Annotated in this window: 29 protein-coding genes and 2 pseudogenes; 19 read left to right on the top strand and 12 right to left on the bottom strand. The window is 67.0% G+C overall.

Annotation, left to right across the window (positions count from 1 at the left end):
* Nucleotides 1-17: 17 nt before the first annotated feature.
* The 4 genes from E1263_RS07365 to E1263_RS43180 all read left to right on the top strand — a co-directional run bounded on the left by E1263_RS07365 (nt 18) and on the right by E1263_RS43180 (nt 3,902).
* Entirely contained in the window at nt 18-881 is an 864-nt protein-coding gene (locus tag E1263_RS07365) for a radical SAM/SPASM domain-containing protein (RefSeq protein WP_165956535.1), read from the top strand.
* Nucleotides 874-1,917 carry a GHMP family kinase ATP-binding protein gene (locus E1263_RS07360; RefSeq protein WP_132166411.1) on the top strand — a complete coding sequence of 348 codons (1,044 nt, stop codon included), beginning with the start codon at nt 874-876 and terminating at the stop codon, nt 1,915-1,917. The genes E1263_RS07365 and E1263_RS07360 overlap by 8 nt, the downstream gene beginning before the upstream one ends.
* The gene (locus E1263_RS07355) at nt 1,896-3,242 is read left to right on the top strand and encodes a phosphomannomutase/phosphoglucomutase (RefSeq protein WP_132166410.1); all 1,347 of its coding nucleotides are present in this window, start codon (nt 1,896-1,898) and stop codon (nt 3,240-3,242) included. The genes E1263_RS07360 and E1263_RS07355 overlap by 22 nt, the downstream gene beginning before the upstream one ends.
* A gap of 450 nt (nt 3,243-3,692) precedes the next feature.
* Entirely contained in the window at nt 3,693-3,902 is a 210-nt protein-coding gene (locus E1263_RS43180; protein WP_202868765.1) for a hypothetical protein, read from the top strand.
* On the opposite strand, the gene E1263_RS44300 is transcribed toward E1263_RS43180, so the two are convergent.
* The 5 genes from E1263_RS44300 to E1263_RS07340 all read right to left on the bottom strand — a co-directional run bounded on the left by E1263_RS44300 (nt 3,899) and on the right by E1263_RS07340 (nt 5,566).
* Entirely contained in the window at nt 3,899-4,018 is a 120-nt protein-coding gene (locus E1263_RS44300) for an NUDIX domain-containing protein (protein ID WP_202868770.1), read from the bottom strand. The genes E1263_RS43180 and E1263_RS44300 overlap by 4 nt on opposite strands.
* Nucleotides 4,019-4,108: 90 nt before the next feature.
* On the bottom strand, nt 4,109-4,267 hold the full coding sequence (locus E1263_RS42630) for a hypothetical protein (RefSeq protein ID WP_165956528.1): 159 nt from the start codon (nt 4,265-4,267) through the stop codon (nt 4,109-4,111).
* A 65-nt stretch (nt 4,268-4,332) separates the two neighbouring features.
* Nucleotides 4,333-4,485, bottom strand: coding sequence for a hypothetical protein (locus tag E1263_RS42625; protein WP_165956534.1), 153 nt, complete (start codon nt 4,483-4,485; stop codon nt 4,333-4,335).
* A 125-nt stretch (nt 4,486-4,610) separates the two neighbouring features.
* Nucleotides 4,611-4,832 (bottom strand): hypothetical protein, encoded by a 222-nt coding sequence (locus tag E1263_RS07345; protein ID WP_132166409.1) that lies wholly within the window; start codon nt 4,830-4,832, stop codon nt 4,611-4,613.
* 476 nt (nt 4,833-5,308) lie between these two features.
* On the bottom strand, nt 5,309-5,566 hold the full coding sequence (locus tag E1263_RS07340; RefSeq protein ID WP_132166408.1) for a hypothetical protein: 258 nt from the start codon (nt 5,564-5,566) through the stop codon (nt 5,309-5,311).
* A gap of 131 nt (nt 5,567-5,697) precedes the next feature.
* On the opposite strand from E1263_RS07340, the gene E1263_RS07335 reads away from it, so the two are divergent.
* Nucleotides 5,698-8,778: a hypothetical protein gene (locus tag E1263_RS07335; protein WP_132166407.1), complete on the top strand. Its 3,081-nt coding sequence runs from the start codon at nt 5,698-5,700 to the stop codon at nt 8,776-8,778.
* 4 nt (nt 8,779-8,782) lie between these two features.
* On the top strand, nt 8,783-11,041 hold the full coding sequence (locus tag E1263_RS07330) for a hypothetical protein (protein ID WP_132166406.1): 2,259 nt from the start codon (nt 8,783-8,785) through the stop codon (nt 11,039-11,041).
* A 218-nt stretch (nt 11,042-11,259) separates the two neighbouring features.
* Here the strand turns inward: E1263_RS07330 and E1263_RS07325 are convergent, their stop codons facing one another.
* Nucleotides 11,260-11,616 (bottom strand): ArsR/SmtB family transcription factor, encoded by a 357-nt coding sequence (locus tag E1263_RS07325; RefSeq protein ID WP_132166405.1) that lies wholly within the window; start codon nt 11,614-11,616, stop codon nt 11,260-11,262.
* A 75-nt stretch (nt 11,617-11,691) separates the two neighbouring features.
* Between E1263_RS07325 and E1263_RS07320 the strand changes: the two genes are divergently transcribed.
* The 9 genes from E1263_RS07320 (at nt 11,692) to E1263_RS07275 (ending at nt 17,856) form a co-directional block, all read left to right on the top strand.
* Nucleotides 11,692-12,366, top strand: a complete 675-nt coding sequence (locus E1263_RS07320) for a CBS domain-containing protein (RefSeq protein ID WP_132166404.1) — start codon at nt 11,692-11,694, stop codon at nt 12,364-12,366.
* A 132-nt stretch (nt 12,367-12,498) separates the two neighbouring features.
* Nucleotides 12,499-12,870: an ArsR/SmtB family transcription factor gene (locus tag E1263_RS07315; RefSeq protein ID WP_132166403.1), complete on the top strand. Its 372-nt coding sequence runs from the start codon at nt 12,499-12,501 to the stop codon at nt 12,868-12,870.
* Nucleotides 12,871-12,965: 95 nt separating this feature from the next.
* The gene (locus E1263_RS07310) at nt 12,966-14,288 is read left to right on the top strand and encodes an NADH-quinone oxidoreductase subunit D-related protein (protein ID WP_132166402.1); all 1,323 of its coding nucleotides are present in this window, start codon (nt 12,966-12,968) and stop codon (nt 14,286-14,288) included.
* Nucleotides 14,285-14,578 carry a hypothetical protein gene (locus E1263_RS07305; RefSeq protein WP_132166401.1) on the top strand — a complete coding sequence of 98 codons (294 nt, stop codon included), beginning with the start codon at nt 14,285-14,287 and terminating at the stop codon, nt 14,576-14,578. The genes E1263_RS07310 and E1263_RS07305 overlap by 4 nt, the downstream gene beginning before the upstream one ends.
* 392 nt (nt 14,579-14,970) lie before the next feature.
* The gene (locus tag E1263_RS07295) at nt 14,971-15,369 is read left to right on the top strand and encodes an anti-sigma factor antagonist (protein ID WP_132166399.1); all 399 of its coding nucleotides are present in this window, start codon (nt 14,971-14,973) and stop codon (nt 15,367-15,369) included.
* Nucleotides 15,370-15,425: 56 nt separating this feature from the next.
* Nucleotides 15,426-15,728 (top strand): hypothetical protein, encoded by a 303-nt coding sequence (locus tag E1263_RS07290; protein WP_132166398.1) that lies wholly within the window; start codon nt 15,426-15,428, stop codon nt 15,726-15,728.
* Nucleotides 15,725-16,180: a pyridoxamine 5'-phosphate oxidase family protein gene (locus E1263_RS07285; protein WP_132166397.1), complete on the top strand. Its 456-nt coding sequence runs from the start codon at nt 15,725-15,727 to the stop codon at nt 16,178-16,180. The genes E1263_RS07290 and E1263_RS07285 overlap by 4 nt, the downstream gene beginning before the upstream one ends.
* A gap of 42 nt (nt 16,181-16,222) precedes the next feature.
* Nucleotides 16,223-16,924: a response regulator gene (locus E1263_RS07280; RefSeq protein WP_132166396.1), complete on the top strand. Its 702-nt coding sequence runs from the start codon at nt 16,223-16,225 to the stop codon at nt 16,922-16,924.
* A 140-nt stretch (nt 16,925-17,064) separates the two neighbouring features.
* Nucleotides 17,065-17,856, top strand: a complete 792-nt coding sequence (locus E1263_RS07275; RefSeq protein WP_132166395.1) for a universal stress protein — start codon at nt 17,065-17,067, stop codon at nt 17,854-17,856.
* 11 nt (nt 17,857-17,867) lie between these two features.
* Here the strand turns inward: E1263_RS07275 and E1263_RS07270 are convergent, their stop codons facing one another.
* Genes E1263_RS07270 through E1263_RS07260 form a run of 3 tightly spaced genes read right to left on the bottom strand, consistent with a single transcriptional unit; the run spans nt 17,868 to nt 20,091 of the window.
* Nucleotides 17,868-19,565 (bottom strand): SulP family inorganic anion transporter, encoded by a 1,698-nt coding sequence (locus tag E1263_RS07270; protein ID WP_132166394.1) that lies wholly within the window; start codon nt 19,563-19,565, stop codon nt 17,868-17,870.
* Entirely contained in the window at nt 19,562-19,909 is a 348-nt protein-coding gene (locus E1263_RS07265; RefSeq protein WP_132166393.1) for an ArsR/SmtB family transcription factor, read from the bottom strand. The genes E1263_RS07270 and E1263_RS07265 overlap by 4 nt, the downstream gene beginning before the upstream one ends.
* Entirely contained in the window at nt 19,906-20,091 is a 186-nt protein-coding gene (locus E1263_RS07260; RefSeq protein WP_132166392.1) for a hypothetical protein, read from the bottom strand. The genes E1263_RS07265 and E1263_RS07260 overlap by 4 nt, the downstream gene beginning before the upstream one ends.
* A gap of 70 nt (nt 20,092-20,161) precedes the next feature.
* Between E1263_RS07260 and E1263_RS44295 the strand changes: the two are divergent.
* The 3 genes and pseudogenes from E1263_RS44295 to E1263_RS43555 all read left to right on the top strand — a co-directional run.
* A pseudogene (locus E1263_RS44295) lies at nt 20,162-20,608 on the top strand (hypothetical protein); the annotation flags it as partial.
* A 181-nt stretch (nt 20,609-20,789) separates the two neighbouring features.
* Nucleotides 20,790-20,954: pseudogene (locus E1263_RS44290) on the top strand (YwiC-like family protein); the annotation flags it as partial.
* 19 nt (nt 20,955-20,973) lie between these two features.
* Nucleotides 20,974-21,192 carry a YwiC-like family protein gene (locus E1263_RS43555; RefSeq protein WP_337590273.1) on the top strand — a complete coding sequence of 73 codons (219 nt, stop codon included), beginning with the start codon at nt 20,974-20,976 and terminating at the stop codon, nt 21,190-21,192.
* A 451-nt stretch (nt 21,193-21,643) separates the two neighbouring features.
* On the opposite strand, the gene E1263_RS07235 is transcribed toward E1263_RS43555, so the two are convergent.
* From E1263_RS07235 to E1263_RS07220, 3 genes are all read right to left on the bottom strand, one after another.
* Nucleotides 21,644-22,510, bottom strand: coding sequence for a hypothetical protein (locus E1263_RS07235; RefSeq protein ID WP_132166390.1), 867 nt, complete (start codon nt 22,508-22,510; stop codon nt 21,644-21,646).
* A gap of 259 nt (nt 22,511-22,769) precedes the next feature.
* The gene (locus tag E1263_RS07230) at nt 22,770-24,269 is read right to left on the bottom strand and encodes an SDR family NAD(P)-dependent oxidoreductase (protein ID WP_132166389.1); all 1,500 of its coding nucleotides are present in this window, start codon (nt 24,267-24,269) and stop codon (nt 22,770-22,772) included.
* A 228-nt stretch (nt 24,270-24,497) separates the two neighbouring features.
* Nucleotides 24,498-24,806, bottom strand: coding sequence for an SDR family NAD(P)-dependent oxidoreductase (locus E1263_RS07220; protein WP_238161114.1), 309 nt, complete (start codon nt 24,804-24,806; stop codon nt 24,498-24,500).
* 199 nt (nt 24,807-25,005) lie between these two features.
* Here E1263_RS07220 and E1263_RS07215 point away from each other — a divergent pair, with 199 nt between their 5' ends.
* A complete protein-coding gene (locus tag E1263_RS07215) occupies nt 25,006-25,875 on the top strand; it encodes a DMT family transporter (RefSeq protein WP_132166387.1) in 870 nt (289 codons plus the stop codon).
* Nucleotides 25,876-26,135 lie beyond the last annotated feature (260 nt).

Below are 26,135 nucleotides of genomic sequence, written 5' to 3'. Positions count from 1 at the left end.
ATTTGGAGAAGCCAACGATGGATAACGGGTCAGGCGTGGCGTTGCCGCGTTATGTGGAACTGGAGACCAGCCGCCGCTGCAACCGGACCTGCGGGTGGTGTCCCAACGGCGAAGGATCACTTCGCCATGACCAGGAGCTGATGGACTGGGATCTGTTCGCCAAGATCACCGGCGAACTGGGCGCGATGGGCTATGACGGTTGGCTGGCCAACCACAACTACAACGAACCCCTGCTCAACCCTCGGGTATTCGACGAGCTGGACCATGTCGGTCAGGTGCTACCGAGGGCCAAGCCTGCGATCTACACCAATGGTGACGTGCTGCGCGAGCCGATGCTGACGCGGCTGCTCGCGGCCGGGGTGCAGTACCTGCGGGTGACTCGCTACCCCCACCGTGCCGAGACACCCGCGTCGTACGAGTCGCTGCGTACGTGGGCCCGGCGTGCCGGGCTGGCGCAGTGGCCGTGGGAGGAGCGTGTGGTGCGGCAGGGCCTCGCGCTGGTCTGGCAGCGCGGTGAGGTGAAGGTTGAGGTCATCGGCCCGAACATCATTGCCGCCTACAACAACCGCGGCGGAACCGTCACCCAACTGCCGATGCTCGCCTCACCCCGCATCGAGGCGTGCTGGATGACCGCAACTAGCGCCAGCATCGACTTCCGGGGCCGGCTGAAGATGTGCTGCTGCGTCTATCCCGACCTCGACGACCACGCCGGCTACGTCATCGGCGACCTGACCGAGGCCTCGTTCACCGAATTGTGGACCGGTGACCAGATGAGCGGCTACCGGGCCGCGCATGCCCGCGCGGACTGGTCACTGTCACCGGCGTGCAGGTCCTGCACCCAGCCACTGCCCGAGACCCGGCGGGTGAGCGCCGATGCCTGAGGCCTCAACAGCCCGGGCTACCGTGCCCGCGCGTATCTGCCTGGCCGGGGAAAGCCTGGACTGGATGATCGGCGGCCCGTCCGTGGTCGCAGCGATCGGGCTGCGAACCGAGGTCACCGCCACCATCGATCCGCACAGCCGATCGGTCGAGCTGATCGCGAAACACCCCGTCAACGCCCACCGCAGGATCGCAGCGCGCCGGCTCGGGCGGTTGAGCGGCGACAAACTGGACTACCTCCAGGCCTGCGCGCTCCAGATCCTCACCGACGGTTCCGGCGCACGGCTGGTCTCACAGACCTCCGCACCCGTAGGCGCCGGGGTCTCCTCCAGTGCCGCGGTCACCGTCGCAGCATCCGCAGCACTTCTCACCGCCGCCGAAGCAGCGGTACCTGACCTGGCGCGGCTGGCTGGGCTCGCACACAGCGCCGAGGCCCTGGTTGGTTCCGGAGCCGGCTGGATGGACTTCCTCGCCTGCACCTACGGTGGCCTGCGCCGAGTCGAAGCATCCACACCTCCCGCCACCCACCTGCTGGCGCCGACCCTCGGCGTGCAGGTGGTGCTGATCGACACCCTGCAGCGGCGAACCACGGCGAGCGCGCTGGTCAGCAAACGCGACAGGCTCGCAGCCGGAGAAGACCGGATGCTGGCCTACCGCGACCTTGCCCCGCCACTGGTCGAGGAGATAGCGGCCGCTGTGACAGCTCCGGGCATCGACTACGCCTACCTTGGCGGGCTCATCAGCCGCAGCCATCAACTCCTCACCGAATACATGGGGTGCTCGACCCCGCTGATCGACCGCTGCGTCACCGCCAGCCTGGAAGCGGGAGCCCACGGAGCGAAGCTCACCGGATCAGGACACGGCGGATGCCTGTTCGCGCTGGTACCAACCGACCGGGTGCCGACCGTGGTCAGCGCACTGGATACCTTGCCTGTGCAGTATCTGGTGTTGGACGACACCGAATCTCGGGGCGTGGAGTGCAGCCTGCTCATCGACAAGCTAAGGACCAAGACCTCATGCGAGACCTCACCAGCCTGATCAAGGCATACGACATCCGCGGCACCGTCCCGGACCAGCTCGACGCCGAGCTGACCTTCCAGATCGGTGCCGCCTTCGCGCACCTGACCGGTGCGGAACTGATCACTGTCGGCCAGGACATGCGTGAGTCCTCACCCGAACTGGCCGCAGCCTTCGCCGCTGGCGCGAACAGCAGGGGCAGCGACGTGCTGGCCATCGGGCTGGCCTCCACCGATCTGCTGTACTACGCCTCCGGCACCCGCGATGTCCCCGGCGCGATGATCACCGCCAGCCACAACCCCGCCGGCTACAACGGCATCAAACTTTGCCGCGCCGCAGCAGCCCCGGTCGGACAAGACACCGGCCTGGCCGAAATCCGGACCCTGCTCGAGACCGGACTGCCCACCTACGACGGCCCTGCCGGAACCACCCGCTCAGAAGACCTGCTGCAGCCCTATGCCAAGTACCTGCACAGCCTGGTCAACCTCGCGGGCAGTCGCCCGTTGAAGATCGTGGTGGATGCCGGCAACGGCATGGCCGGACACACCGCACCGGCCGTACTCGTTCACCCCGCCTTCGAAATCGTGCCGCTGTACTTCGAGCTCGACGGCACCTTCCCCAACCACGAGGCCAACCCGCTGGAACCAGCCAATCTCGTCGACCTGTGCGCTGCCGTCCGTGAGCACCAGGCCGACGTTGGCCTGGCCTTCGACGGTGACGCCGACCGCTGCTTCTTTGTCGACGAGAACGGTCAAGCAGTGTCTCCCAGCGCCGTCGTCAGCCTCATCGCAACCCGCGAACTGGCTCGCCACGCCGGCGCCGCGATCGTCTACAACGTCATCACCAGCAAAGCCGTCGCCGAACTAGTCACCGAGCACGGCGGGAAACCCATCCGCACCCGAGTCGGCCACTCGTTCATCAAGCAGGTCATGGCCGAACACGACGCCGTCTTCGGCGGCGAACACTCCGGCCACTACTACTTCCGTGAGTTCTGGCGCGCCGACACCGGCATGCTGGCCGCACTACACGTACTGGCCGCTCTCGGCGAGACTACCCAACCGCTTTCGGCGCTGGCGGGCCAGTTCTCCCGCTACACCGCCAGCGGCGAAATCAACAACACGATCATCGACGTGCCAGCCGTCCTCGACCGCGTCGAAACGCACTACACCGCGGACGGCGCCGCCGCCGATCGGCTGGACGGCCTCACCATCACTCTGGCCGAAGGTGCCTGGTTCAACCTGCGCCCCTCCAACACCGAACCGCTCCTACGCCTCAACGTCGAAGCAGCCGACGAACCCAGCATGACCCAGATCCGCCAGGATGTACTGGCGCTGCTCGTCTCCTGAGGGCCACCCGAGCGCTCCCGGGGCTGGACTGAGTTTCGGGAGTGCTGGGCTACCCCGTTACCGTTCTCGTGGCTCCTCGGTGAGGAGACTTGGTCGCCGCCGAGATGGTGCCTTACCCACGGGCCGGTCTCGACAACTACCTGAGCTGTACGCCGTACGCCGAACTTGGCTGGTAGCGCGGATCCGCTTCGCGCCACGTCAGTCGAGGAGCTACCGGTGAGGGAAATAAAGGACCCGGGCTCCGCCCCGCCCCGACCCTCCTTCTGAGAGTCCGTGTGGTGGGTCTCTCGTCGCTCAGGTGGACAGGCCAGCACACCCCCGCATCCAGACTCGCTGCGCTCGGCCGCCGGCAACTGGACACGGGGCGGCCGCCGCGCTCCTCGGTAGGCACCTGGCCGACGAGGGGCCCGCCAGAGTCTCGGCCACGGCACACCACGGAGGAGACGACAGGTGTACCCCGTCGTGGTGGCGGATGCGTGGCGTCGCGGGATTGTCGAGGGCGTCAAGGGTTCTGATAGCGAAGGCTTCGATGGGGACCAGGCCGGCTACTTCGTCTCTGGTGCCCAGCGGGTGTCTTTGGTTTCCGGGCCGGTGGTGGGTTGGCTGGAGACTGCTCGGGCCCGGAAGACGAAGTTGATGACGCCGAGCGTCATGTTCTAATAGGTCCCTGTCAGCTGGTTCAGTTCGACGACGAGGCCGGTTTCTTCGAGTGCTTCGCGGCGGGCGCCGTCTTGGATGGTTTCGGCGAGTTCGAGGAAGCCGCCGGGGCTTCCCAGCGGCCGCTGTCGCGTCGTTGGATGACGAGGGAGCGGACCTGATTGTCGATCGTGACGGCGGAGACGCCGATGCGGTGGAGAAGACCTCGCTCACTTTGGTGCTCCGGTGAGGTAGGCGGCGGTTGCGTCGTCGGATCGTTTGATCCTGGGGTAGCGCTGCGCTGCGGGGTCGTCGGCCTCGATCTTGGGGACGGATTCCAGCGGGGCGTTGGGGCCGCCGGTGTCGAAGAGGTTCAGGAGTCCGTGCAAGTCGGTGAGGTCGTCGGTGTCGGCCGCGGCGGAGGTTCCGTCGGGGGTACGCCTGGACGGGTCTGTCAGTTGAGGTGTGGGTCGGTCGTCACGGTCGCCAGTCCTACGGTGAGGTCGTGCGCCTGCGCCAAGTCGGCGATGAGGGCAGGGAAGGCCTCGAGTTCGTTCGGTTCGGCCGGCTGGTACCCGCCGAGATTGACTGAGCCGGCGGTCTTCATACGGACTGGCGGTACCACGACGAACAATGCACGGCCGGCGGGCGCAGTCGCTGCGTCGATCCACTCCTAAGTGGCGTCGAGGCTGCCTGGGATGTGGAGAATTGGTCCCGGTGTAATGAGTCTTGTCACTTGCTCCCGGCGTGGTGGAGCTGCAGCCTGCCGCAGTCGAGCCTGTTGCCGACCTGCCAGTCGGGCAGGCTGATCTTGATGCATCCAGCGAGGGGGAGCTGGGTGCGGCTCGCGGTGTAGGTGTCGGCTGTGCCTGCTTCGAGGATCAGGACGGCCAGTGGGTGGGTTGGTGTGCCGATAATTGCCAGTGGCCAGAGCGGAGGCAGGGAAAGGATCAACGTAGATCAGCTGCCTGTCGCTCATCGACTCGCTGAACGCGGCTGGTAACCGACCGTAATCTTGGTGCGTTTCGCCTCGAATATCAGCGCAAACCGGATGTGGGGCTGTTGGCCTCATTGGGTTGGAGGTTGGTCGATCAAGGCGTCGGCAATTTTGGACCACGGCATGGGCGATTGGCAAAAATCTTACGTCGCACGAGCCTGAGGCCGTTGGTCCTGAACGGGCCAGCGCTGACGCGATGGCAGGCGTTGAGACTGACGCTCGGCCCACTTGGCATCGTGACGAGCGCCGCCCGCTGCAGGGCGAGTTTCAGATGGTTCGAGCTCCGCGGAGCCGCTCCGCGGCACTCGTCAATCCGTCTGCTGAGTGGACAACCCGCTACTCACTTCGTGTCCGAGGCCGGACACGCACCTTAACCACACACCTCGAGCTTGAACCCGATCTGCCAGGACGGATCCGTAGCCGCTGATTTGCCTCATCGTGCTCCCGACGGCGGACCGGCCAGTTGTTCAGTGGCGCACCGCCGAAACTCCTCGACAAGGGTGCGGTCGTCGCCGGCTCGGGTAGCGAGCACGACGGTGCTCGGGGCAACGTGGTTCAAGGGACCAGTACGAGATCGGCTCGACTGGAACGACACCGGCACCGGTGCGCGATCCTCGGCGACCGCGGTGGGGTGGCGAACCAGTACCTCGATACCGGTGATGCTCCGGCCCAGTTCACCGTCTCGCTGCACTCGTCACCGGCAGCGCCTGTCCCGGTACTCCTGGTCACTTCGACGACCCCGCGGCGTGCTTCGACTAGCTGTTCATTCGTCCGATGTTTGGGGCGCCTGTATTACCGGGGACTCGGGGGCCTCCTCAAGATATGGAGAATCTGTTTCGCTTGATGCTCCTGCGGCCTGCGGTTGAGCAGGCACCAGAGCAGCCATCGATCGGGCTCGAACAGGAGTCCCCTTACCAAGATGCCTTGCGTGCCGCCGTGGTTTCCGGCGGCGGCCGGCCAGGGATCGAAACCGCGTCGGCGGAGTTCGCCGCCTCTGCCGACTTCGTCTCCGGGGTGCTGGACACTCCGCTGGGACGGGGACTCGGTGAGCTTGCTGATCGTGTTGACGCACTCGAGGCGGCCGGGGAGGTGCCGTGGTCGGAGGTGGCCAACGCGGTCGAGGAGGTGTTCGGTAGTTCCGCGTCGGACCTGGTGGCCGGCGACGACTATCAGGAGACGGTACGGCGTCTGCGCGACAGCCTGATCGCGATCAAGGTGTTGCAGCAGCTGCACGGCCTGCCGATCGAGCGGCTGACCCGTCAGCTCCGGACGGCCGAGCTGATCGCGGATGTCGCCGCCGACCACTCCGCGGGCGAGACCGCACGCCGGAGACGCCGTTCGCTCGAACTTCCGGTCGAGCTCGAACTGAAGTCTCGGCTGTCCACCCGCGATGCTCGCAAGGAGCTCGAGGAGCAACGCAAGAAGCTCCTCGACGACCGCCGCAAGCGGGTCGACGAGTTGCTGACCGAGCACGAGATACTGCGCGGCGCGATCTCCGAACTGGCCGGTCTCGACTCCATCCATTTCCGCGCCACCGAGCTCGTCGCCAGTGATCAGACCAGAGCGCCCGACGTGACGGTGCTGACGCACGCGATCAGCAGCGCGGCCAGTTACACCGAGATCCTGCGCGAGCAGCACGTCAAAGGCGTGCCGCGGCGCGAGGACGAGGAGAGGGCGGAGGCGCTCGGGATCAGTACGCCGTACGCCGAACTAGCGCAAACGCTCGTCCAGGCTCCCGATGTGGTGCTGCCGGTGCGTGCCGCGTTCACGCCACTCGCCCTCGCCGAGGTCGGGTTCGTGCTGAAGTCCAGCGTCACCGATCGGCTGTCCAGGCCGACCCAGGCCGCCCTGAAGCAACGCGGTATCGATCTCGGTACGACGCCCCTCGACAAGGTCACCCAGCGGCTCCAAACCGACCTGGCCACCACGGTCGACGAGCTCGAACTCGTCGCCGGCCATCCGGAGAAGCACTCGTTCGTCCGGTTCGGCGACGCGCTGATCTCGGTCCGGACGCCGCTCACCACCGGCTGGGGCGCACTGGGAACCGGTGGCATCCTCGGCGTCCCGTACCTCCCGATGAACGGCAGTGTGCCGGCGACCAAGGGGAGTATCGCGCCGGCCGGGGTCGCCGACCTGCTGCTGGTGAAGCAGCAACTGACCGGCTACGAAGCCGTCGACGTCGCGCACATCGAGAACATCCTCAAGGGTGAGCTGAAATCACGCGAGCACACCCGCCGCGAGGAGAGCGAGACGATCACGTTCGTCGAGACCGAGACGAGTACGTCGGAGGAGCACGAGCTCGAGACGACCGACCGGTTCGAGATGAGCCGGGAGGCGAGCGAGACGATCAAGGAGGACGTCGCGCTCAAGGCCGGGTTGACGATCTCCGGCAGCTACGGCCCGACGGTCGAGTTCTCGGCGAGTGCGGAGGGGTCGTTCAACCGCTCGAAGGAAGAGGCGACCAAGTCCGCGACAACGTTCTCCCAGGACGTCACCGAGCGGACCTCACGCAAGATCTCCGAGCGGGTGCTGCAGCGGACGACCGTTCGCACCCTCACCGAGACCATCGAGAAGAACGTCCACTCGCTCGACAACACCACCGGCACCGGCCACATCTCCGGCGTGTACCAGTGGGTGAACAAGGTCTATCAGGCCCAGATGTTCAACTACGGCCTGCGGATGATGTTCGACTTCATGATTCCCGAGCCGGCGGCGTTCCTGGTTGCCGCCATGAACCAGGCACGCAGCAGCGCGCTCACGCTGACCAAGCCACCGGACTTCACACTGACTCCGGCACAGATCAGCGAGAGCAACTATTCGTACTGGGTGAAAGTCTGCGGCGCCACCGATGTCGCGCCGCCGCCCGAGCTGTTCCGCACCAAGTCCGCCGACTTCAAAGGCGGTGGCGGTGAGAGCAAGACCAACTACAACCACTCCGCCCAGATCGCCGTCGACGACGGCTACCGTGCGGTGTTCGGCAGCGTCGGCCGGGTCTGGAACGTTTGGGAGTCCGACGCCAGCGTGGATGTCGTCCTCGGCCGCCGTACGCAGCGGATGATGGGCAGCCAGTGGCTGTGGACCACACCGCTGGACGACGAGCGCGACTCGATTCCCTTCGCGCTCGACTCGTTCCATGCGTCCCAGGTCGCGATCGCGATCGAGGTGAAGTGCCAGCGAACCGACCGTGCACTGGAGAAGTGGCGCCTGGAGACCTACGCCAAGCTGCTCACCGCTCACAACGCGCAGGTCTCTGACTACGAGGAGAAGCTGGCGCAGCTCAAGCTGCAGGCCGGCGTCGCGATCCGCGGCCGCAACCCCGGGGCGAACCAGGTCACGATCCGCCGGGAGCTGCAGAAGAATTGCCTGAGCATCCTGACCGATCAGCACTTCGACCTGTTCGACGCGGTCGTCGATTCAGCCGTCAACGGGCTGCCGCAGATCGATGTGTCCGAGGCCGCCGCCGAAGGTACGTACGTCCGCTTCTTCGAGCAGGCCTTCGAGTGGGAGCACATGTCCTGGGTCACCTACCCGTACTTCTGGGGCAGCAAGGACCAGTGGGACGAGCGGCTGGGGTACGACGATCCAGACCCGGCGTTCGTGGACTTCCTGCAGGCCGGGTACTGCCGGGCGACCGTGCCGTGCCGGCCGGGGTTCGAGGGCGCGGTCGACCACTTCCTCACCTTCGGCGAGGTCTGGAACGGCGGCCCGCTGCCGACCATCTCCAGCCCGCTCTACCTGCCCATCGCGGACGAACTGGCCGAGCGGCTCGACCGGCCGGGCGACGAGGTGCCGCAGGGTGACCCGTGGACCGTTCGCGTTCCGACCAGCCTGGTGAAGCTGCGCGCCGACGATGCGCTGCCAGTCTGGGAGCAGGACGAAAGCGGCGAATGGGTCGAGGCCTGAGCTAATGGGCGACATCTCCCGGCACCGGGACATCTTCCTGTTCACCAGGGAGACTGTCCCGGCCGCCGTCCTCGACAACGCGAAGCTGACAGCCGACGATCTGACCTACCTCGAGCTCGGCAACTACCTGACCGACGTCTCGCAGTTCCGCGACCCGGTCACCTACATCTTCGCCAAGCAACGGATCTGGCGGGAGTTCGTCATCCCCGCCGTACAGGACAAGACCCAGTTGCTCCGCGGCCTGGCCGCGCTCGGAGCCGGAGCCGGGCTCGCGGCGTCGCAGTACTTGAAGACACTGACTTCGGGTACGGCGGCCGACGTCATCGAGGGCTCCGGGATCGGAGTGGCCGCGATCGGCGGGGTCCTCGCACTGCTGCCGTCGGACACGTACGCCGGTCTGAGCGGAGCCGACACCTGGATCGACACCTTGCTCGGTATGCCGATCGAGCGCACACCCGGCGTGGCCCGGGACGACGCGAAGCACTACGGCTACCTCGGGGAGTTCTTCCGGCTGTTCATCGAAGGAACCACCCATCTGCTGTTCGCGCAGGACGTGACGCACCGGGTCGACGGCCCGTGGGGCTCGATCAAACCGATCCCCGCCAACCGCGTCGACGAGGTGTACAGCGAGTTCTTCACGCAGTACTACCCGCATGAGCACACCGACCAGCCGCCGTACGTGTGGGACGCGAGCAAACGTCCCGCGAACAAGCTGTACCAAGCCAGCCGGCGGCAGGCGACCCTGACCGACGGCGAGGTTGGCGTGATGAACGCGGTGGACGCGCACTATGTCGCCTACCTGGCCGAAGGACTCGCCGGGATCGAGGACGACTGGCGGGTGCTGAAACGCGACGACCAAGCCGGCCGGCAACGCCTGCTCGTGCGGACCGGCAAGCTGCTGCATGGCGTCGAGGACTGGTTCTTCCATTCGAACGTGGTCGAGTTGCTGGAGTTGCGCAGTTGCCGGCCGGCCCAGGTGGAGGGGGAGAGTGACGACGCCTTCCTCCAGCGGTTCGTGAACGATGTCGCGAAACGCCGGCCAGAGTTCGTCGCGGCGCAACCGGCCGAGCTCGTCCGGTTGAAACGCAAACTCTTCCGCCGGCTGCGCTACCCGGCGTACGAGGCGGGCGGGAAGACGCAGACTGCCGGCGTAGTGAGCAAAACCAGGATGTCCACGCCGAGTTTGCGGCATGCCTATCCGGCGTTCCCGTCGGCGCAGGACACAGCGCACACGTTGCTGCATGCGCTGGAGAATCTCGAACAGAGGCTCGTCGGGAAGCCCGGGGAGGTGCCGCCGTGGGCGAAGGAGACACTCGAGCAGTACAACTTGGAAGCCCTTGGTGGGTTGGCCCAGCCGCTCGTCACGGCGGCAACGACGCCGAAGCTCAGGGAGTCGATCCCGCTGGTGCTGACGCTGCTGAGCGACGACGAGCGGCGCCGGCTGGCCGCCAATGTCGCACCCGAGCACTGGCCACTGCAACCCGGTACAGCGGCGCCGCGGCGTACCGTCAAGGAGACCGAACTCGAGCTGCAACTCAAACGCCACGCGGCTGCCCTCGAACCGAGACTGCAGGACGACGGCAACACCGAGAGCAACTACGACCAGTTCGTTCGCTTCCTGGTCAAGCGCGGCCGCCTCAATGCCAAGGGGCGCGACGCTCTGCTGGCCGCGTTCGCCATCGACCGCAAGGCCGAGCAGCTCCCGACCGAGGCGCCGGGGGCCGGCGGCTTCCTTCTGCAGTTCGCCGTGGCCGACCTGCAGAAGTTGCTTGCCGAGGGCAACTCAAAGTCCGCCGAGCTCGACCAGCGGGCGAGCTCGGTCTTCGCGCTGGAGTCCGACAACGGGGCCTTCAACGAGATCGTCGGTTCGCACTCACTGATGTCGAAGGACACGCTCACCTCGGTACCGTTCTTCGAGGACGCTCGGGTGCTCGCCAGCGTCGCATCGTCGACGGTCTTCACGATCCTTCTGCAGCAGATCGCCGTACCGAAGGCCGATCGAAGGCTGGCGTGGGAGGAGGTGCTGCACCACCTCATCCGGTTCCCACCGTCCAACGGCGGCTGGGAACGCCGGGCCCTGGCCCAGTACGCACCCGAGCGGAAAATCCCGCGGTACGCCGACCTACCAGAGTTCGCCCGCCTGGTGGACAGTGCGATGCACCCTGTGTCGAAGCAACCGAAACCGTCGCAGTCCAAGCGCGCAGACCTGGAGGAGCGCTATCGCCGCCTCGAGACCGAGCTCTCGAGATACCGGTACCCGTAACGGAGCCCCACCGCTGCCATCGGCAGCATCACCTTCACTTCCACCATCCGCACCTTCTGAGCACGATGATGGCCACGGAACTCCGCCGGGGCCATCGCCTCGTCGTGCGACTCGCCAGTCATGAGGGAAAGCCGATGTGACGCCGCACAAGTCGCGATCAGGAAGGTGCGGCCGCCTCGCCGGGCAACGAGCCAAGGGGGCAGCGAGGCGGCCGCAGTTCAGGTTGGCCGAGAGCTTGTGCCGTGGCCGACGGGTTCGCGCAGGTCCGCAAGGAGTTCGACCTGATCGTTGATCAGCCCGGTCAGGATCTGGCGCGCCACCGCCAGGAGTTGTCCGACGTGGGGGCTTGCGGGGGAGTAGATGACGGTCGCGCCGGACTTGCGAGTGGTGACGAGACCGGCCCGGCGCAGGACAGCCAGGTGCTGGGAGAGGTTCGAGGCCTCGATGCCGACGTCGGGCAGCATCTCGGCGACAGAGTGGTCGCGCTCGCTCAGCAGCTCCAGGACGCGGATCCGCGCGGGATGGGAGAGCGTCTTGAAGAACTCGGCCTTCCGCTCGTACAGAGGCCTGTGCACTGGCTGCTCCCTTGAGGCATGATGTTTATCAGTTGAGTAGTTGCGAATCTTAGCAAGTCTGCGACGAGGGTGCGAATGGCTGAGCCGGTTGTCGGGGCGGTGATGACTACATCGCCGATCAGCGTTCGCCCGGACGCCTCCTTCAAACAGGTCGCCTGCGCCCTGTTTGCGGCCGACGTGAGCGCCATTCCAGTGGTCTCAGGTGGGCTACCTGTGGGGATGGTCACCGAGCTGGACGTGTTGGCGAATCTTGAGTTCCATGGCGGCATCGATCCGATTCCTGTGCTCGGCGGCGGTGCGGCGCGTCGCCGCCGTCGCAAGGCGCGGGCGGTCACGGCAGCCGAACTGATGACCTCGCCGCCGCCGACCATCTCGGCCGACGCACCGGTCGGCGCGGCGGCCGCCCGCCTGGTGACTGCAGCCCTGCCGGCCCTGTGCGTCGTCGACGGTCAGCGGTATCTGACCGGCCTGCTGACGAGACGCGATCTGCTGGCCGCCTATCGGCGTCCCGACGACGAGATCGCCGCCGAAGTGCGAGCCGTGGTCGATCCCGGCGGCTCGAGGCCGGCCCGAGGGTCCGCGGATCTGAGTGTCCAGGTGTGTGCAGGCATCGTCGAACTCGATGGCTCAGTCGTCTACCGCAGCCAGGTCGAGCAGGCAGCTTTCGCGATCTCGCGGGTGGCTGGTGTCATCGCCGTCCGGAACAACCTCAGCTACGACATCGACGACATGATGGTCACCGGCTTCTGAAACCCGCGGTCCCGCGGCCGGCAGGTGCGGCCGACGGCGGACTGTGGTTGCGCAGTACGCAAGAATTGCAGACTTCTTCAATTCATGATCACATACATGGCGTATGCCCTGTGAAGCGACGGAAGGCAGAGGATGACCACACCACTGCACCAGCTGAAGGCCGAGTTCTTCAGGACCCTGGGGCACCCGGCCAGGATCAGGCTGCTCGAGCTCCTCAGTGAGCACGAGATGTCGGTGGGGGAGTTGCTGCCGGAGATCGGCTTGGAAGCCTCGAATCTGTCGCAGCAGCTCGCAGTTCTTCGCCGGGCCGGTCTGGTTGCCACCCGCAAGGAAGGCTCACAGGTCTATTACTCGTTGACGAGCCCGCAGGTCGCCGAGCTGCTGATGGTCGCCCGGGTGATCCTGACGTCGGTGTTGTCGGATCAGGCTGAGCTGCTCGACGGGCTCCGCGCGGATGCGGTGGCAGCCGGACGGTCGCGAGTGAAGAAGCGGGCGGTGCGGTGAGAGCGCCGCTAGGGGCGATCCGCGAGACAGATCGCGGAGCCGGAGCCTGCGCGCCGGGACTGTCAGCGACCGCGCGCTGTGCCGGCCGGTGGTGAATGAGCCCCGAGCGGAGAACCTACCCCAATCGGCGCCAAGTCAAAGTCACTTCCGAATCTCTGGCTGACCGCGCCGCCGCGCTGCTCGACAGCGGTTACCGGCTTGCGCTCATCGCCGGGCATGACGACCCGGACGCGTTCCGTGTCGTCTACCTGTTTGTCGCAGCCCGGCCCGACCGCCGCGTCGAGCTGGTCCTGAGTACCAGCCGGTCCGCTCCGCAGCTGCCCAGCCTCGCCGCAATCTCCCTCCCGGCAGGCCGCTTCGAGCGTGAGTTGCAGGACCAGTTCGGCATCGAGGGTGCGCCGGGGCAGGTCCGGTTCTCCGCCGTCGGCGAGAGCATCCTCCAGCTGAAGGCGAGGTTGCGCCTCGCCCACAAAGGCATCGAGAAGCAGGCCGAAGGCAGGCTGATTGCCGACGCCCTCCCATTGGCCGAGCAGGTGTGCGGCGACACGACAGTCGGACACGCACTCGCGTTCTGCCTGGCCGTCGAGGAAGCCCGCGACTGGCCGGTCACTGCAGAGAACCAGGTTCTGCGGGCCATCCTGCTCGAGCTCGAGCGGCTGTACAACCACGTCACCGATATCGGGGCCCTCTGCGACGACGTGGGTCACGGTCTCGCCATCGCTCAGGCTCAGCAGGTCCGCGAGCAGCTGCTTCGAATCAACCGACAGGTAACCGGTGACCGTTTGCTCCGTGGGGTGATCGCGCCGGGTGTCACCCGCGTCCGTGCTCTGCCCGACCCCGGCGCCCTGATCGCGATCGGGTCCGATCTCCGGCAGATCGTTGACCTGGCACTTGGCAACAGTGCCGTCCAGGACCGCATGGACGGCACTGCCGTGCTGAGCTCGGCGGACGCTCGCGATCTTGGCGCCCTCGGGTACGTCGCCCGCGCGAGCGGATGCGATCTCGACGCTCGCCGAGATCATCCGTTCTCCGCCCTGACGGCTGGCGTCGTCTCCACTGCCCGGAGCACCGGAGACGTCCTGGCTCGGTTCCTTACCAGAGCCGATGAGATCCAGCACTCCGTTGCCCTGCTCGGGCAGCTCATCGCAGTCCGGCCACCGCTCAGTGCGGAGACCACGAAACCCACCTGGCTCACTGCAGGGAGTGCCTCCGGTGTCGGACTGGTCGAGGGATGGCGGGGGACCATCGCTCACCGGATCGAGTTCGGGCCCGACAGCTCCATCTCGCGGTGGAAGATCGTCGACCCGTCCTTCTTCAATTGGCCGGCTCTGACAGTGGCCCTGGCCGACACGATCGCTCCCGACTTCGCCTTGACCAGCAAGAGCTTCAATCAGTCCGACGCAGGGAACAATCTGTGAAAACCCGCCGCCGTCCCGCACATCGTATGAAGATCGAAACCGTTCAGCGCTGGGTCGCCTCGGTCATTGTGGTGCACATCGGAAGCGTCCCGGCGGTATCGCTCGCTGTCTACAGCATCGGCGTTGCCAAGACTGACCACGGGCGGGGTGTCGGCCTGTGGATCATGTCCGGTGTCATCGGCCTGTTGACGGTCGCCGGCGTGCGGCTGATCTTCCAGCGCACACCATTCTCGCCCTGGCTCATCCTCGGCGCTCTGCCCACTGCCGTGACCGGCTTCTACATCTTTTAGCGCCAGCACTTCGCCGTGGCCATGAGTTTGGCGGCGGCCCGAAGAAAGTGTGCGCGACGATCGCCGACGCGGCCTTCCAAGAGCAGGTGTGTCCTCACCTACTTCGTCGCCCTCGACTGGCACTGGCGTTCGGGTTCACAATGAGTACAATAAACGGCATGATGAATTGAAGAAGTTTGCAAGTCTTGCGAGGTTGTTCCCTTGAACTACGGAACACGAAAGGCAGCGATGCGCTACCAAGTCACTCACTCTCCGGCGGCCACGGCGGATTCCGAGCCGACGGTGACCGATGCGGCAGGCGTGACGGAGATTGTCCGCCGAGCCGCCCTCACCGGCACCCGCGTCCACATCAGGCCGGTTGTCCCGGCTGGTCCGGAGGCAGAGTCAGAGACGTGACGATTCAATGGCGGTACGAGCAATTCGGTGCCGTGGGTGTCATGGCTGTCACCGGGTACCTCGGCGCGGAGGCCCTGCCTCGGTTCAACGGTGCGACCGGCTGGATCTTGACGCGCGCGACGACTGTCATCCTCGACCTCTCCGGTCTCCATGGATGGTCCGACGCGGGACGCGAGGCCGTCTCGGCCGCAGTCGGGCAGTTCGCCGACCAGGGCCGGACCCTGGAGCTCGCCGGAGCCCCGATGATCGATGGCGATGCCGACCATCGGCAGGACCTCGGCGGATGTATCGGCGCTCCCGTCGTTCACGCAGACCTCGCGATGGCCCTGGAAGCTCACGGCATCTCGAGACAGCGGAGCACTGTCATGCAGCAGCGCCGGGGTGTCCTTCTGTGAGCAGAGGAACTGGCGCTCCACGCCAACGGCGTACAGCGCATCACCTGAAGTCGCCGATGCCGGTTCTCGAGCGGCTGGGGGTATGGTCCGGCGCTGATCCAGTCGCCGAGATCGATGTTGCGCTGGCGATCGTGGTGGTCCGCCTCAGTGCGGCGCGCAAGTGCGGTCGAGCGGCGGCGGCCGCAGAACTGCTGGCTTGGATGGATGTCTGCCTCGAGGAGCGGCTGAGCCTGCAGCGCGATCAGGATCTGGCTCGCGGATCCACTCAGACGAGATCGCCGAGAAGCCGAGACCCCATCGATGCTCGGCCGGTGGCCACCCAGAATCCATCACACCGAGGAGACGACGGCAACCCATGAGCGAATTAGCGGACCAGTTGCCCCTCCGAACGGTCGCACCCGTTGCCGCGACGAGTGGCGCTGCGGAACCAAGCACCCACGGTCAGCGCCGGCTCAGCCAGGCTGACTGCCTGCAACAGTTGCCCACTGCCGTGATCGGCCGGTTGGTTTACACCGCGGCCGGTAAGCCGGCGACGTGGCTGACCAGGTTCAAGCTTGAGAAGGGCTCGATCCTGTTCAGGTCCAGCCAGGCCGAGGTACTGCTCGCTGCCGCTCGTGGGTACGTGGCTGTGTTCGAAGTCAATGCAGTCGACAACCAGCAGCGTCGCCGTTGGGCCGTCACCGTGGTCGGCCACCTGTTGCTCGCCCCGATCACTGAGGTCACCGGGGGAATGCCTCCGGTAGAGGGCTCCGCTCCGCAGACGATCCGGCTGGTGATCGCCGCTGCCCGGGGAAACAGCGAGGCCGTGTGAAGGCCGCGCAGCGGTCTGCGAGCGATCAGGACGGCTTGACGAATGTCTGATCAGCCCACCTACAGCATCGGTGCCCTCGCGTGCATACTCGGCGTTTCGATGACGACGTTGCGTACCTGGGAAGTCCGTTACCCCGTCGTGGTGCCTCCGCGGAGCCCAGACGGGCAACGCGCCTACTCGAAGGCGCAGGTCCGGCAGTTGCGGTTCGTCTGCGATCAACTGGCCATTGGGAAGACCTGGAGCGCGGCCTTCCGCTTGCTGGAGGATCATCTGGCCGGTGAAGTGCCGCTGCCAGTCGCCTCAGTGGTCCTCGCCGGCGTTCCGGCGCGCATCCTTCTGGTCGATCCTGATTCGCACGCGGCCAGCTTCTCGGAATACTTCCTGCACGAACAGGGACACGAAGTCACGGTTGCATCCACCGTGGATCAGGCCGTTGCCGAGGTGCGAAGCGTCACACCGGCTCTCGCCGTTGTCGATCTCCTCGTCTCGGGCGGGCAAGGCATGCTGTTCTGCCGGCAGCTGCGGCAAGAACTAGGCATCCCCGTTCTGGCGGTCTCCACGAAGAATCTTCGAGCCGACGCGGCGGGTGTCGGCGCCGCCGGTTTCCTCATCAAGCCGATCCAGTCCCAACGACTGGCGTCGGTCGTCCAGCATCTGCTGAGCCCGCGTGCTCCGACTGCTGCTCGGCGACGGTTGACATCTGATGGCGTAGCCGCAGACCGGGATGTGTGTCCGCGAAACTGACGCGACAGCCGTAGTACGTTTGGGTGCGTACGAACTGCTCGGTATGACGCCCTCGATCGCCACTGCCGCGAAGCGTGCGCTGGAGGCCGCACTCCATTAGAGCCGCCGAAGGCGCTGCATCTACCCGATCAACATCCTTTGTGGCAGCCGGTGCTGCGTTGATTCTGGTGGCGCCGTACGCGATCGCCGCAACGTCGACCAGGGTGGTGAGCAGGTTGGACGTACCGGACCTGGTTTCCTCGCCGAGGTTGCTCGAGGCCGTCGACGTCGCCCGCCGCCTAGGCGGCCCTGATCTGTCCGTGACGGTGACGACTGGCGAGGGCCCGCGGTCGAAGGTAATCCCGGCTGCGTCCATCGGCGTGCGCATGCTGGTGCTGGCCGGCAGTGAGGGCCGGCCGTCTCATCGGCTGCTCACCGCTCGGGCTGACCTGACGCTGGCAGTCCGGGTGGGCCGTCCCACCGTGAGCGTTCCAGTGTCCTGGGAGCCCTCCACGGCACGCGGAGTCGCAGTCGGTATCGACGGCACCGAATTGTCTGTCGAGGCTCTTGATTTCGCCTTCCAGGCCGCGGCGGCGCGCGCTGTGCCGCTCCTCGTCATCCATGCCGGAGGCGACCGGGGTCCGCAGGCCGAACGGATCCTTGCCGAGGCTCTGGCCGGTCGGGCTGATGAGTACCCGGATGTCGACGTACGACGCCTGGTCAGCACGCAGTCGGCGACGACGACGCTGCTCACCGAGTCGAGGACGGCCGAGCTGCTGGTCGTCGGCGCCCGCAGTACGGCGTTGGCGGCCGTCAACCCGGTCGTCCGCCGAGTCGTCGCCTCGAGCCGCTGCCCCGTCGCAGTCGTCCCTCACCCGGTCTCGTCCGCGGAACGAGACCGGGTTCGGCGTCGGACCCGCGAGTCCGACCCGGCGGTGAACATCCTGTACTGATAGTCCGGTAGTTACTGCGGGATGGGCGGTGCCGCGGTGGTACCCGGGTGCAGGATTCCGTGGTGCTGCAGGTGGTTTCGGGCCGCTCGAATGGCCTCGGGTGTGCTGGGGAAGACGCGGCCTTCGGCGCTGAGGGTCCTGATCACGTCGAGGGCGTCCAGCGGTCGGTGATGGCCGGGGCGGATGCCGGAGACGAGGACGGTCATCCCGCGGTGCTGGAGCTTCTCGATCGCGTCCTTCAGGACGAGGGCGCCGCTGGCATCGATCGCGCTGACTGCCGACATGCGCAGGATGATCACCGATGTGTGGGCGACCTCGGACAGTTCCAGCAGGAACCGGTGGGCGGCGAACAGCAGCGGCCCGTCGATGCGGTAGGCAACGATGTGTTCGTCCAGTAGAGCGCGCTCTTCCGCGGTGTGGTCGCCGGGGAGGTCGTGGTCGAGGGGTGTCTGCTGCAGCCGTGCGCTGCGTGCAACTGCACGGAGCGCGAGCGCACCGGCGACGATGAGCCCGAGGATCACGGCCTTGACCAGGTCGAGTGCGAGGGTCGCGATGGCGGTGAGTGCGAGGACGATCGCGTCCGCGCGTGTTGCGCGAGTCATCGCGCGGACCGATCCGACCTCGACCATTCGTACGGCGGTGGCCAGCAGGACGCCTGCCAGAGCCGCGAGTGGGATTCGTCCGACCAGGGGGGCGGCGGTGTAGATGATCGCCGCGAGGAGGGCGGCGTGGACCAGAGCGGCCAGGCGCGACCCTGCCCCAGACCGCACGTTGACGGCCGTTCGGGCGATCGCTCCGGTAGCGGGCACTCCGCCGAACAATGGCGTGACCAGGTTGGCCAGCCCTTGGCCGAACAGTTCGCGGTCGGGGTCGTGCTTGTGGTTGACGCCCATGCCGTCGGCGACAGCTGCGGAGAGCAGGGATTCCAGCGCGGCCAAAGCGGCCACGGCCAGTGCGGGGCCGGCCAATGACCAGAGTGCCGACGGGTCGATGAAGGCCAGCGACGGGGACTGCAAGCCGTGGGGGAGCTGGCCGATCTGGGCGATCTCGAGTCCGGCGAGATTCGTGACGAGGGTCGCTGCGAGGACGGCAACGATCGAGAACGGGATCGTGGGCCGCAGGCGTCCCCCGACCAGGATGACCACCGTGACACCTCCTGTGACAGCAGCAGCCGTCCAGTGCGGGTGGCCGGCGAACGACGCGACGGCGCGGGCGGCGACGAGGACGACCTGGTCGCCTTCCGGTGGGTCGATGCCGAGCGCGGCGGGCAGTTGTTGCAGCCCGATGACGCAGGCGATGCCGAGGGTGAATCCTTCGACCACCGAGGCGGGGACGTAGGCCATGTACTGTCCGGCCCGGGCAGCCGCCAGTCCGACCAGGATCAGCCCGGCCATGAGCCCGACCGTCAGGACCCCGCCCGCGCCGTGCGCGTGCATGATCGGAACCAGTACGACGGTCATCGCGCCGGTCGGACCGGATACCTGTAAGGCAGATCCGCCGAACACGGCTGCCAGCGCCCCGGCGACCACAGCGGTGGTCAGACCGGCCGCGGCGCCGAGACCGGACGAGATCCCGAATCCCAGCGCGAGTGGTAAGGCGACGATGGCCACGGTCAGACCGGCGATCAGGTCGCGCCGGGGCTGACGAACCATGGCCGCGAGGTCGTTACGGGCCGGAAGCAGAGCGAGCATCCGGTGAGCCACGCTCATCGGTTGACGGCCTCGGCCTCACGCAGCTCCGCGAGCAACTCGCTCTGGCCGACCAGCAGTTCGGTGAGGATGCGGCGCGCGGTCCGCATCAGCTCCGCGATGTCGCCACCGGCGATCTCGTAGACCACCGTCGACGCCTCGCGGTGCGACACCACGATGCCGTAGCGGCGCAGAACTCCGAGCTGCTGGGACAGACTGGACGCCTCGATGCCGATCTCGGCCAGCAGGTCGCGCACCGGCCGTGGACCGTCCTGGAGCAGTTCGAGGACTCTGATCCGGACCGGGTGGCCCAGGATCCGGAAAAACTCCGCCTTGGCCTGGTAGAGCGGAACGGGCGCGCTCACCGGTCGACACTCACGTCGCCGACCTCGACGCCGTGCTCCATTGCCAGCCTCAGCATGCTGTCGAGCTCACCGAGCCGAACGTCGGCGGCGTACAGATCGTCCTCGGCGCGCGCTTCTGCTAGCGCCTGTCGTGCCTCGCGCACCCGGCGCCGCAGATCGACCGCGAACTCACCGCTGTTCATCAGGTCTCCGCCCTTCGATCTGGTGACTTCATCATGTAGTGACTTGAAGAACTTTGCAAATCCGATCGCGGTGCCGGGGCCGAAAGCCGGGGCCGAGAGTCCTGTTCGGACAGGCGAACGACCGGCTTCCCGGCCATCAGGCGCTGCTCGGCGTCCGGCGGTTCTTCACCAAGGAGACGGTGGCGACCACGGCCGAACGCTGCACCAGATCGGCTCCGGTGCCTGGGAGTCGTTCTACCGCGATCGGTGGAGCTACGACCGGGTCGTGCGGTCGACGCACGGTGTGAACTGCACCGGGTCGTGCTCGTGGAACGTTTTCGTCAAGGACGAGCTGATCACCTGGGAGCACCAGGCCACCGACTACCCGACGACGGGTCCGGACAGCCCCGACTACGAGCCGCGCGGGTGTCCGCGGGGCGCGTCGTTCTCCTGGTACGAGTACTCGCCGTCACGCGTGCGCCACCCGTACGTGCGCGGGTCGTTGCTCACCATGTTCCGGGCAGGCCTGAAGCGGTTCAGGCCGGTGGCGTGATCGGCTGGACCAGCGGTATCGCCGCCTTCGGCCCGTTCTTTTCGGCGTCGGCCTCGCTATCGTGTCGCCCGTCGCCTTCTACGCGATCGGCGCGGCCTTCGCGGTCATGTGCATCACCATCACCTGGATCCGCTACGCCCGCCCCGGCGCTCCCAAACCGTCCTGAATCGGGCCGACTCCGAGGAGATGGACCCATGCGCCGATCGACGAAGCCGCTCGTCCCCCTCAGCACGGCGCATGGGGTTTCCTCGGCTTCCCGGTGTCGAGGGGGCTAACTCTCGCAGGCTGGTCGCCCTGGCTCATCGCGGCCGCGGTCGCCTGGGTGGCGGCGTACCCGAGCAGTTGGGCGGCTGACCGGCATTCTGACGGCCCTTCGGCCGGCCCGCTACTGTCGAGCAGCGATAGTCTGGATGCCGATCTGCATCGTCGCCGGCGCTTTCGTGCTCGTCGCCAGGCTCTGGTTGACGTGGGTGCTCACGGCGTATGCCGTCCTCTTCGGCGTCAATCTGCGACAGGCCTGGGCACACCGCGAGCGTTCCCTGACCAACGACCTGGTACTTGTCGCCTAATGCGTGCTCCTGGTCGGCGACGCATTAGACGGATCCGGATTCCAGCCGCCACTCCCGCCGGTGACAACAGTCTCAGTCCAGATCGCTTCCAGCTTTCGGCACCAACCTTCACCCACCGCGGCGAGACCGGACGTCGCCGGTGTTCGGTCCGGGTATCTCCTTGGAAGTTGCCCGCTGCATCGAGCGGCTGCGGAAGGCTGTGGCATCAACGTAGACCAGCTCCCCGTCGCTCATCGCCTTGCCGAGCGTCGACCGGACTTGGTGCCGTTTCGCCTCAGATACCAGCGCAAACCGGGTGCGGGCTGTCGATCTCGCCGGTATTGACGACTGGTCGATCGGGGCGCAGCAATTTTGGATCCCGGCAGGGTTCAGGTGCCGTGGTCTCGCCTCCGGAGTTGGCTCTGGGAGACGTCGCCCGCCTGAACGGCCTCGGTGAGGTGCAAGGTGTGGATCATCGGGCAGGCTCCATCTTGTAGTGCAGACGCATCATCCAGGTGCTCCGGATCCGCAGCTCGTGGTCGGTGCGGAGCACCCCGTAGGAGTCGCAGTACAGGCGGAAGGTCTCGTGGAGCGGGACGCGCGCCGCGAAGTCCCGTCCGTTGTCGTGGACAACGACGTACGCGCCGTCCTGTCCGAATCGCCCTGGGGGCGACTCCAGGACAAGCCCGCCGTCGTCGCTGATGACCGGGCGTAGGAAGATCTGGACGTTCCCGGACTCGAGTGGGAACGCGACATGGACGCTCGGCTGCGCCGCGCCGGGGAGACGCCGCGCCGAGTAGCAGCCGCTGAACACGTAGCGGCCCGACGGCCGGAGCGTCCGCAGCCACGCGGCGCCGACCTGCTCGCCGTCACGGTCGCGGATCACGCGGACCTGGCTGTCCATTCCGTACGCGACGTCAAGCGGGCGCATCGGCAGAGACAGCTGCTCCACCCGGCGGCCGAACAAGCGCGCGATCAGCTCACCTGCCGGCCAGAACAGCGGTGACCATCCGGACCACACCTCCATGTGCCAGGCGGCGGTGTGCTCATAGAAGTCGCGGATCCGTGGATCCAGTCGGGAGGCGTCGAACCCGGGGCCGTCGAGGATGGTCATCGCAGGGAGCAGGCCGGGTGCTGGGCCCGCTGAAGGACCTGTGGTCGCGGCACCCTCGTCGACCGTGCCGCCGTGGTGCGCAGCCTCGGCGGAAAGCCAGCCGTCCCCGACCGCGGAGGAACGACTCATCGGGGCGCGCAGCCAGGAGTGGTTCGCGGCGAGGTCGACAGGCCTGCCGACCAGTCGCCAGAACTTCCGGGACCCGAGGTCCAGCACATGGTTCACGACAACGCATTCTTGCAGGGGTCCGCCGATGAACTCGCCTGTGGATGGGTGCGGGGCTCACGCGATCTTGCCCACATCAACGTGGCCTCGGCGCTCCGGCGACGACCAGAACCTCGCCAGTGAACCGAGGTGACCTGACCAGTATGTATGTACTGTCTGCGCCGATACGAGAGTCGACCATTTGGACCACGGCATCAACGTCGACGAGATCCCGCAGCCGCACCGCCTCGCCGAGCGCGGCTGGTAATCGACCGGACCTCTACCAGGGCGACGGCTCGTAGTCCTTGAGGAAGCAGCCGTACAGGTCGGTTCCGGCCTCGCCCTGGACGATCGGGTCATAGACGCGGGCGGCGCCGTCGACCAGGTCGAGGGGCGCATGCCAGCCCTCGGCGGCGATTCGCAGCTTCTCCTGGTGTGGGCGCTCGTCCGTGATCCACCCGGTGTCCACCGCGGTCATCAAGATCCGGTCTTTCTCGAACATCTCCGCCGCGGAGGTCCGGGTCAGCATGTTGAGGGCGGCCTTGGCCATGTTGGTGTGCGGGTGCCCCGGGCCCTTGTAACGGCGGGAGAACTGCCCCTCCATCGCCGAGACGTTGACGACGTACCCGCGGCGCGCCTTGGACGTCGCCGCCCGCAGCGCGGGCCGCAGCCGGGAGATGAGCAGGAACGGCGCGATCGAGTTGCAGAGCTGGACCTCCAGGAGTTCCAGCGGGTCGACCTCGTCCACGACCTGGGTCCACGAGTTGCTCGTCTGCAGGTCGGGGAGAAGCCCGCCGGCGTCGACAGCCGTGCCGGCCAGGTGGGCCTCCAGGGAGGCCGAGCCCGCCCGAAGCGTCAGCGCCGTCAGGGACGCCGCGGTGTGCATTGCGACGGCGTCGTCCTGCGACTGCCCCTCGTGGTGGGCGACCGACAAGGCAGTCAGCGCCCCCGCCATCGCGGCAGGGTGTGCCTCCGAGACGTGTTCGAACGTGACCATCTCCGGCTGCTCCAGCCCGTAGGGAAGCGGGGCGACGGGCGACGACTCGCCCGCGACGAGCTGCGAGTAGGCCCCGGGGGACCGGCGGACCGTCTGGCAGGCGTTGTTGACCAGGATGTCGAGCGGACCCGCGGCGGCGACGTCGTCGGCCAGGGCGATCACCTGGGCGGGATCGCGCAGGTCGATCCCGACGATCTTGAGCCGGTGCAGCCAGTCGGCGGCGTCGGGCATCGCCGAGAAGCGGCGCACCGCGTCTTTCGGGAAGCGGGTGGTGATGGTGAGGTGTGCGCCGTCGCGCAGCAGGCGCAACGCGATGTACATGCCGATCTTCGCCCGCCCCCCGGTGAGCAAGGCGCGGCGGTCGGTCAGGTCCGTGCGCTGGTCGCGCCGCGTGTGGCTCTTCGCGGCACAGGACGGGCACAGCCAGTGGTAGAACGAGTCGACCAGCGTGTAGTCCGTCTTGCAGATGTAGCAGCCGCGGGCGGTGCGCAGCTCCCCGGCGAACGACCCCGGCGCGGTCGAGACCAGCGGGATGCCGGCGGTCTCGTCGTCGATCCGCGCCGGCGAACCGGTCGCCGTCTGCTCGATGATGCTCCGGTCGTGCGCCTGACGCTCCTCGCGGATCGCGCCCCGACGGGACTTCTTGAGCAGCTTCCACATGTAACCGGTCGCCCGTTTGACCGCCTGGACGTCGGGATGGTTGGGCTCGAGGTCGTGGAGCCGGCTCAGCACCCGAAGGGTGATGGCAAGCTCGTCCGGGTCGATCCCCGTGTTCGTCGGCACTGCCGTAGGGTAACCGGCCCCCGCTCGGCGCCTGGCTCGGTCCCCTCGAAGCGCCATCACTGCTCGCCTGACCGGCCGTTCAGCTCACTGAGCTGGTGGCCGCTGTCGAGGGTAGGCGATGGGTGATCACAGTCAGCCTTCTCGGTCGGCAAGGTCAGACACCGCGGGCCGCCAGGCCGCCGTCGCCCGGGAGCAGGACGCCGTTGACGTAGGCTGCGCGGTCGCTCATCAGGAAGAGTGCTGCGTTTCGACGACTGCGCCGCTGATCGGGACTCCGACGTTGTTGTGCAGTCCACCGGGTGGCTGCCACGCGGCGACGACCTCGGCCACGGCACGTGCGACGTCGTCCTCACGAGTTGCATCGGCCTGTACGGCGAGCGCCGTACCGCCTGCTGCGTTGATCTCCTTGGTGATCCGGTCTGCCGCGGCTGGGTCGCGATCCACGCAAGCGACCGCTGCGCCTGCTCGGGCGTAAGTCAGCGCTGCCGCCTGGCCGTTGCTGAGCCCAGCCCCACTGGAACCGGCGCCGAACACCATCACGACCCGGCCGTGAGCCAAAACGGGTCGTCGGCTGGGGCGGCGGGTTGCTAAGGTCGCCGACGTGCATCGAATCATCACTCCGCCGACCGCGGTTTAGCGGACGGCAAACCTCAGCGCGCCCAGGGTTCTGACCTGGGCTTCTTTGGGCTGTTCGCAGACGCCCCGATCTCTTCGTGCGAACACCCTGGAGTGTCTGATGTATCACCGTCTCGCGCCGTCGTCGGCGCGCGGTCTCCTGTACGTCGCTTTGGCCGGAATTGCTTGGGGCACTGGCGGCCCCACCGGCGCCCTGCTCTTTCAGTACAGCGGCCTGAACTCGACAGCGATCTCCTTTTGGCGTCTTGTCGGCGGCGCCGTCTGGCTGGCTGTCGCCTGCCGCCTGCTCGGGCGGCGCCGGACTGTCCACGAGTTCGCGGCCGCCCCACTGCGGTACCTCCTGAGTGGCCTCGGCCTCGCTGTTTGCCAAGTCGGGTATTTCGCCGCGATCCCACGCGTCGGCATCGCCGTCGCTACCGTGGTCTCGCTCGGCGTCGGGCCACTCTTCATTGCCCTGGGCGCTCGCGAGCGCATCACCGGTGCGTTGCTGCTCGCCGTACTCGGGCTTGCCCTACTTGTCTGCGGGGGCGGCGGTGCCGGCGGTACATCGATTGCGGGCATCGCCTTCTCGCTGCTTTCCGGAGCCGGTTACGCAGTCGGAACCCTGCTGAACCGTGGTCAGCAAGATCCCATCAGTAGCGCCATGCTGGGCCTCGGTGCCGGTGCCCTCATTCTGTTGCCGTTGGCAATGACAGAACGGATCACCCCGGCCTCGGGTAGCTGGCCGCTACTCGCGTACTTCGGTCTGGTGCCGACCGCCCTCGCCTATGCCTCGTTCTATGCCGGCCTCAAGGCGGTCCGCGTGTCCACTGCCGCCGTGGTGGCCCTGATCGAACCCCTGCTGGCCGCGCTGATCGGCGTACTCGCATTTCATGAGCATCTGAGGCCCCTCAGCCTCATCGGTGCGGCCGTACTCCTCGTTGCCATCGTCGTCCAAGCTGTGGGCGGTGGCAGTGGAGATCGTCGTTAGCGGACACCGAGGATGACGTCGACGCTGGCTGTGATGGCTGGGCTTAGTAGCGGGTGGTGGGGTCCTGTCCGGCCGTGTACACGGCCCCGGTGTGGTCGAGGGCCGCGCGGGTGAAGATTCCAACTCGAGCACGATCAGATCGGCACGCCCACAGGCTGAATCGGTCAGTGCGCCTTGGACACCCTGGCCCACTGACCAGTATGGCGATGCACCCGTAGTCTGAGGGGGCGATCGTGCGGTGGCCGTCACCGTGAGGAGCG

This window comes from Kribbella antibiotica (assembly GCF_004349055.1).
Taxonomy (GTDB): Bacteria; Actinomycetota; Actinomycetes; order Propionibacteriales; family Kribbellaceae; genus Kribbella; species Kribbella antibiotica.
The sequence above is the reverse complement of the archived record's forward strand: the minus strand, read 5'-3'. Positions and strand labels throughout refer to the sequence as shown.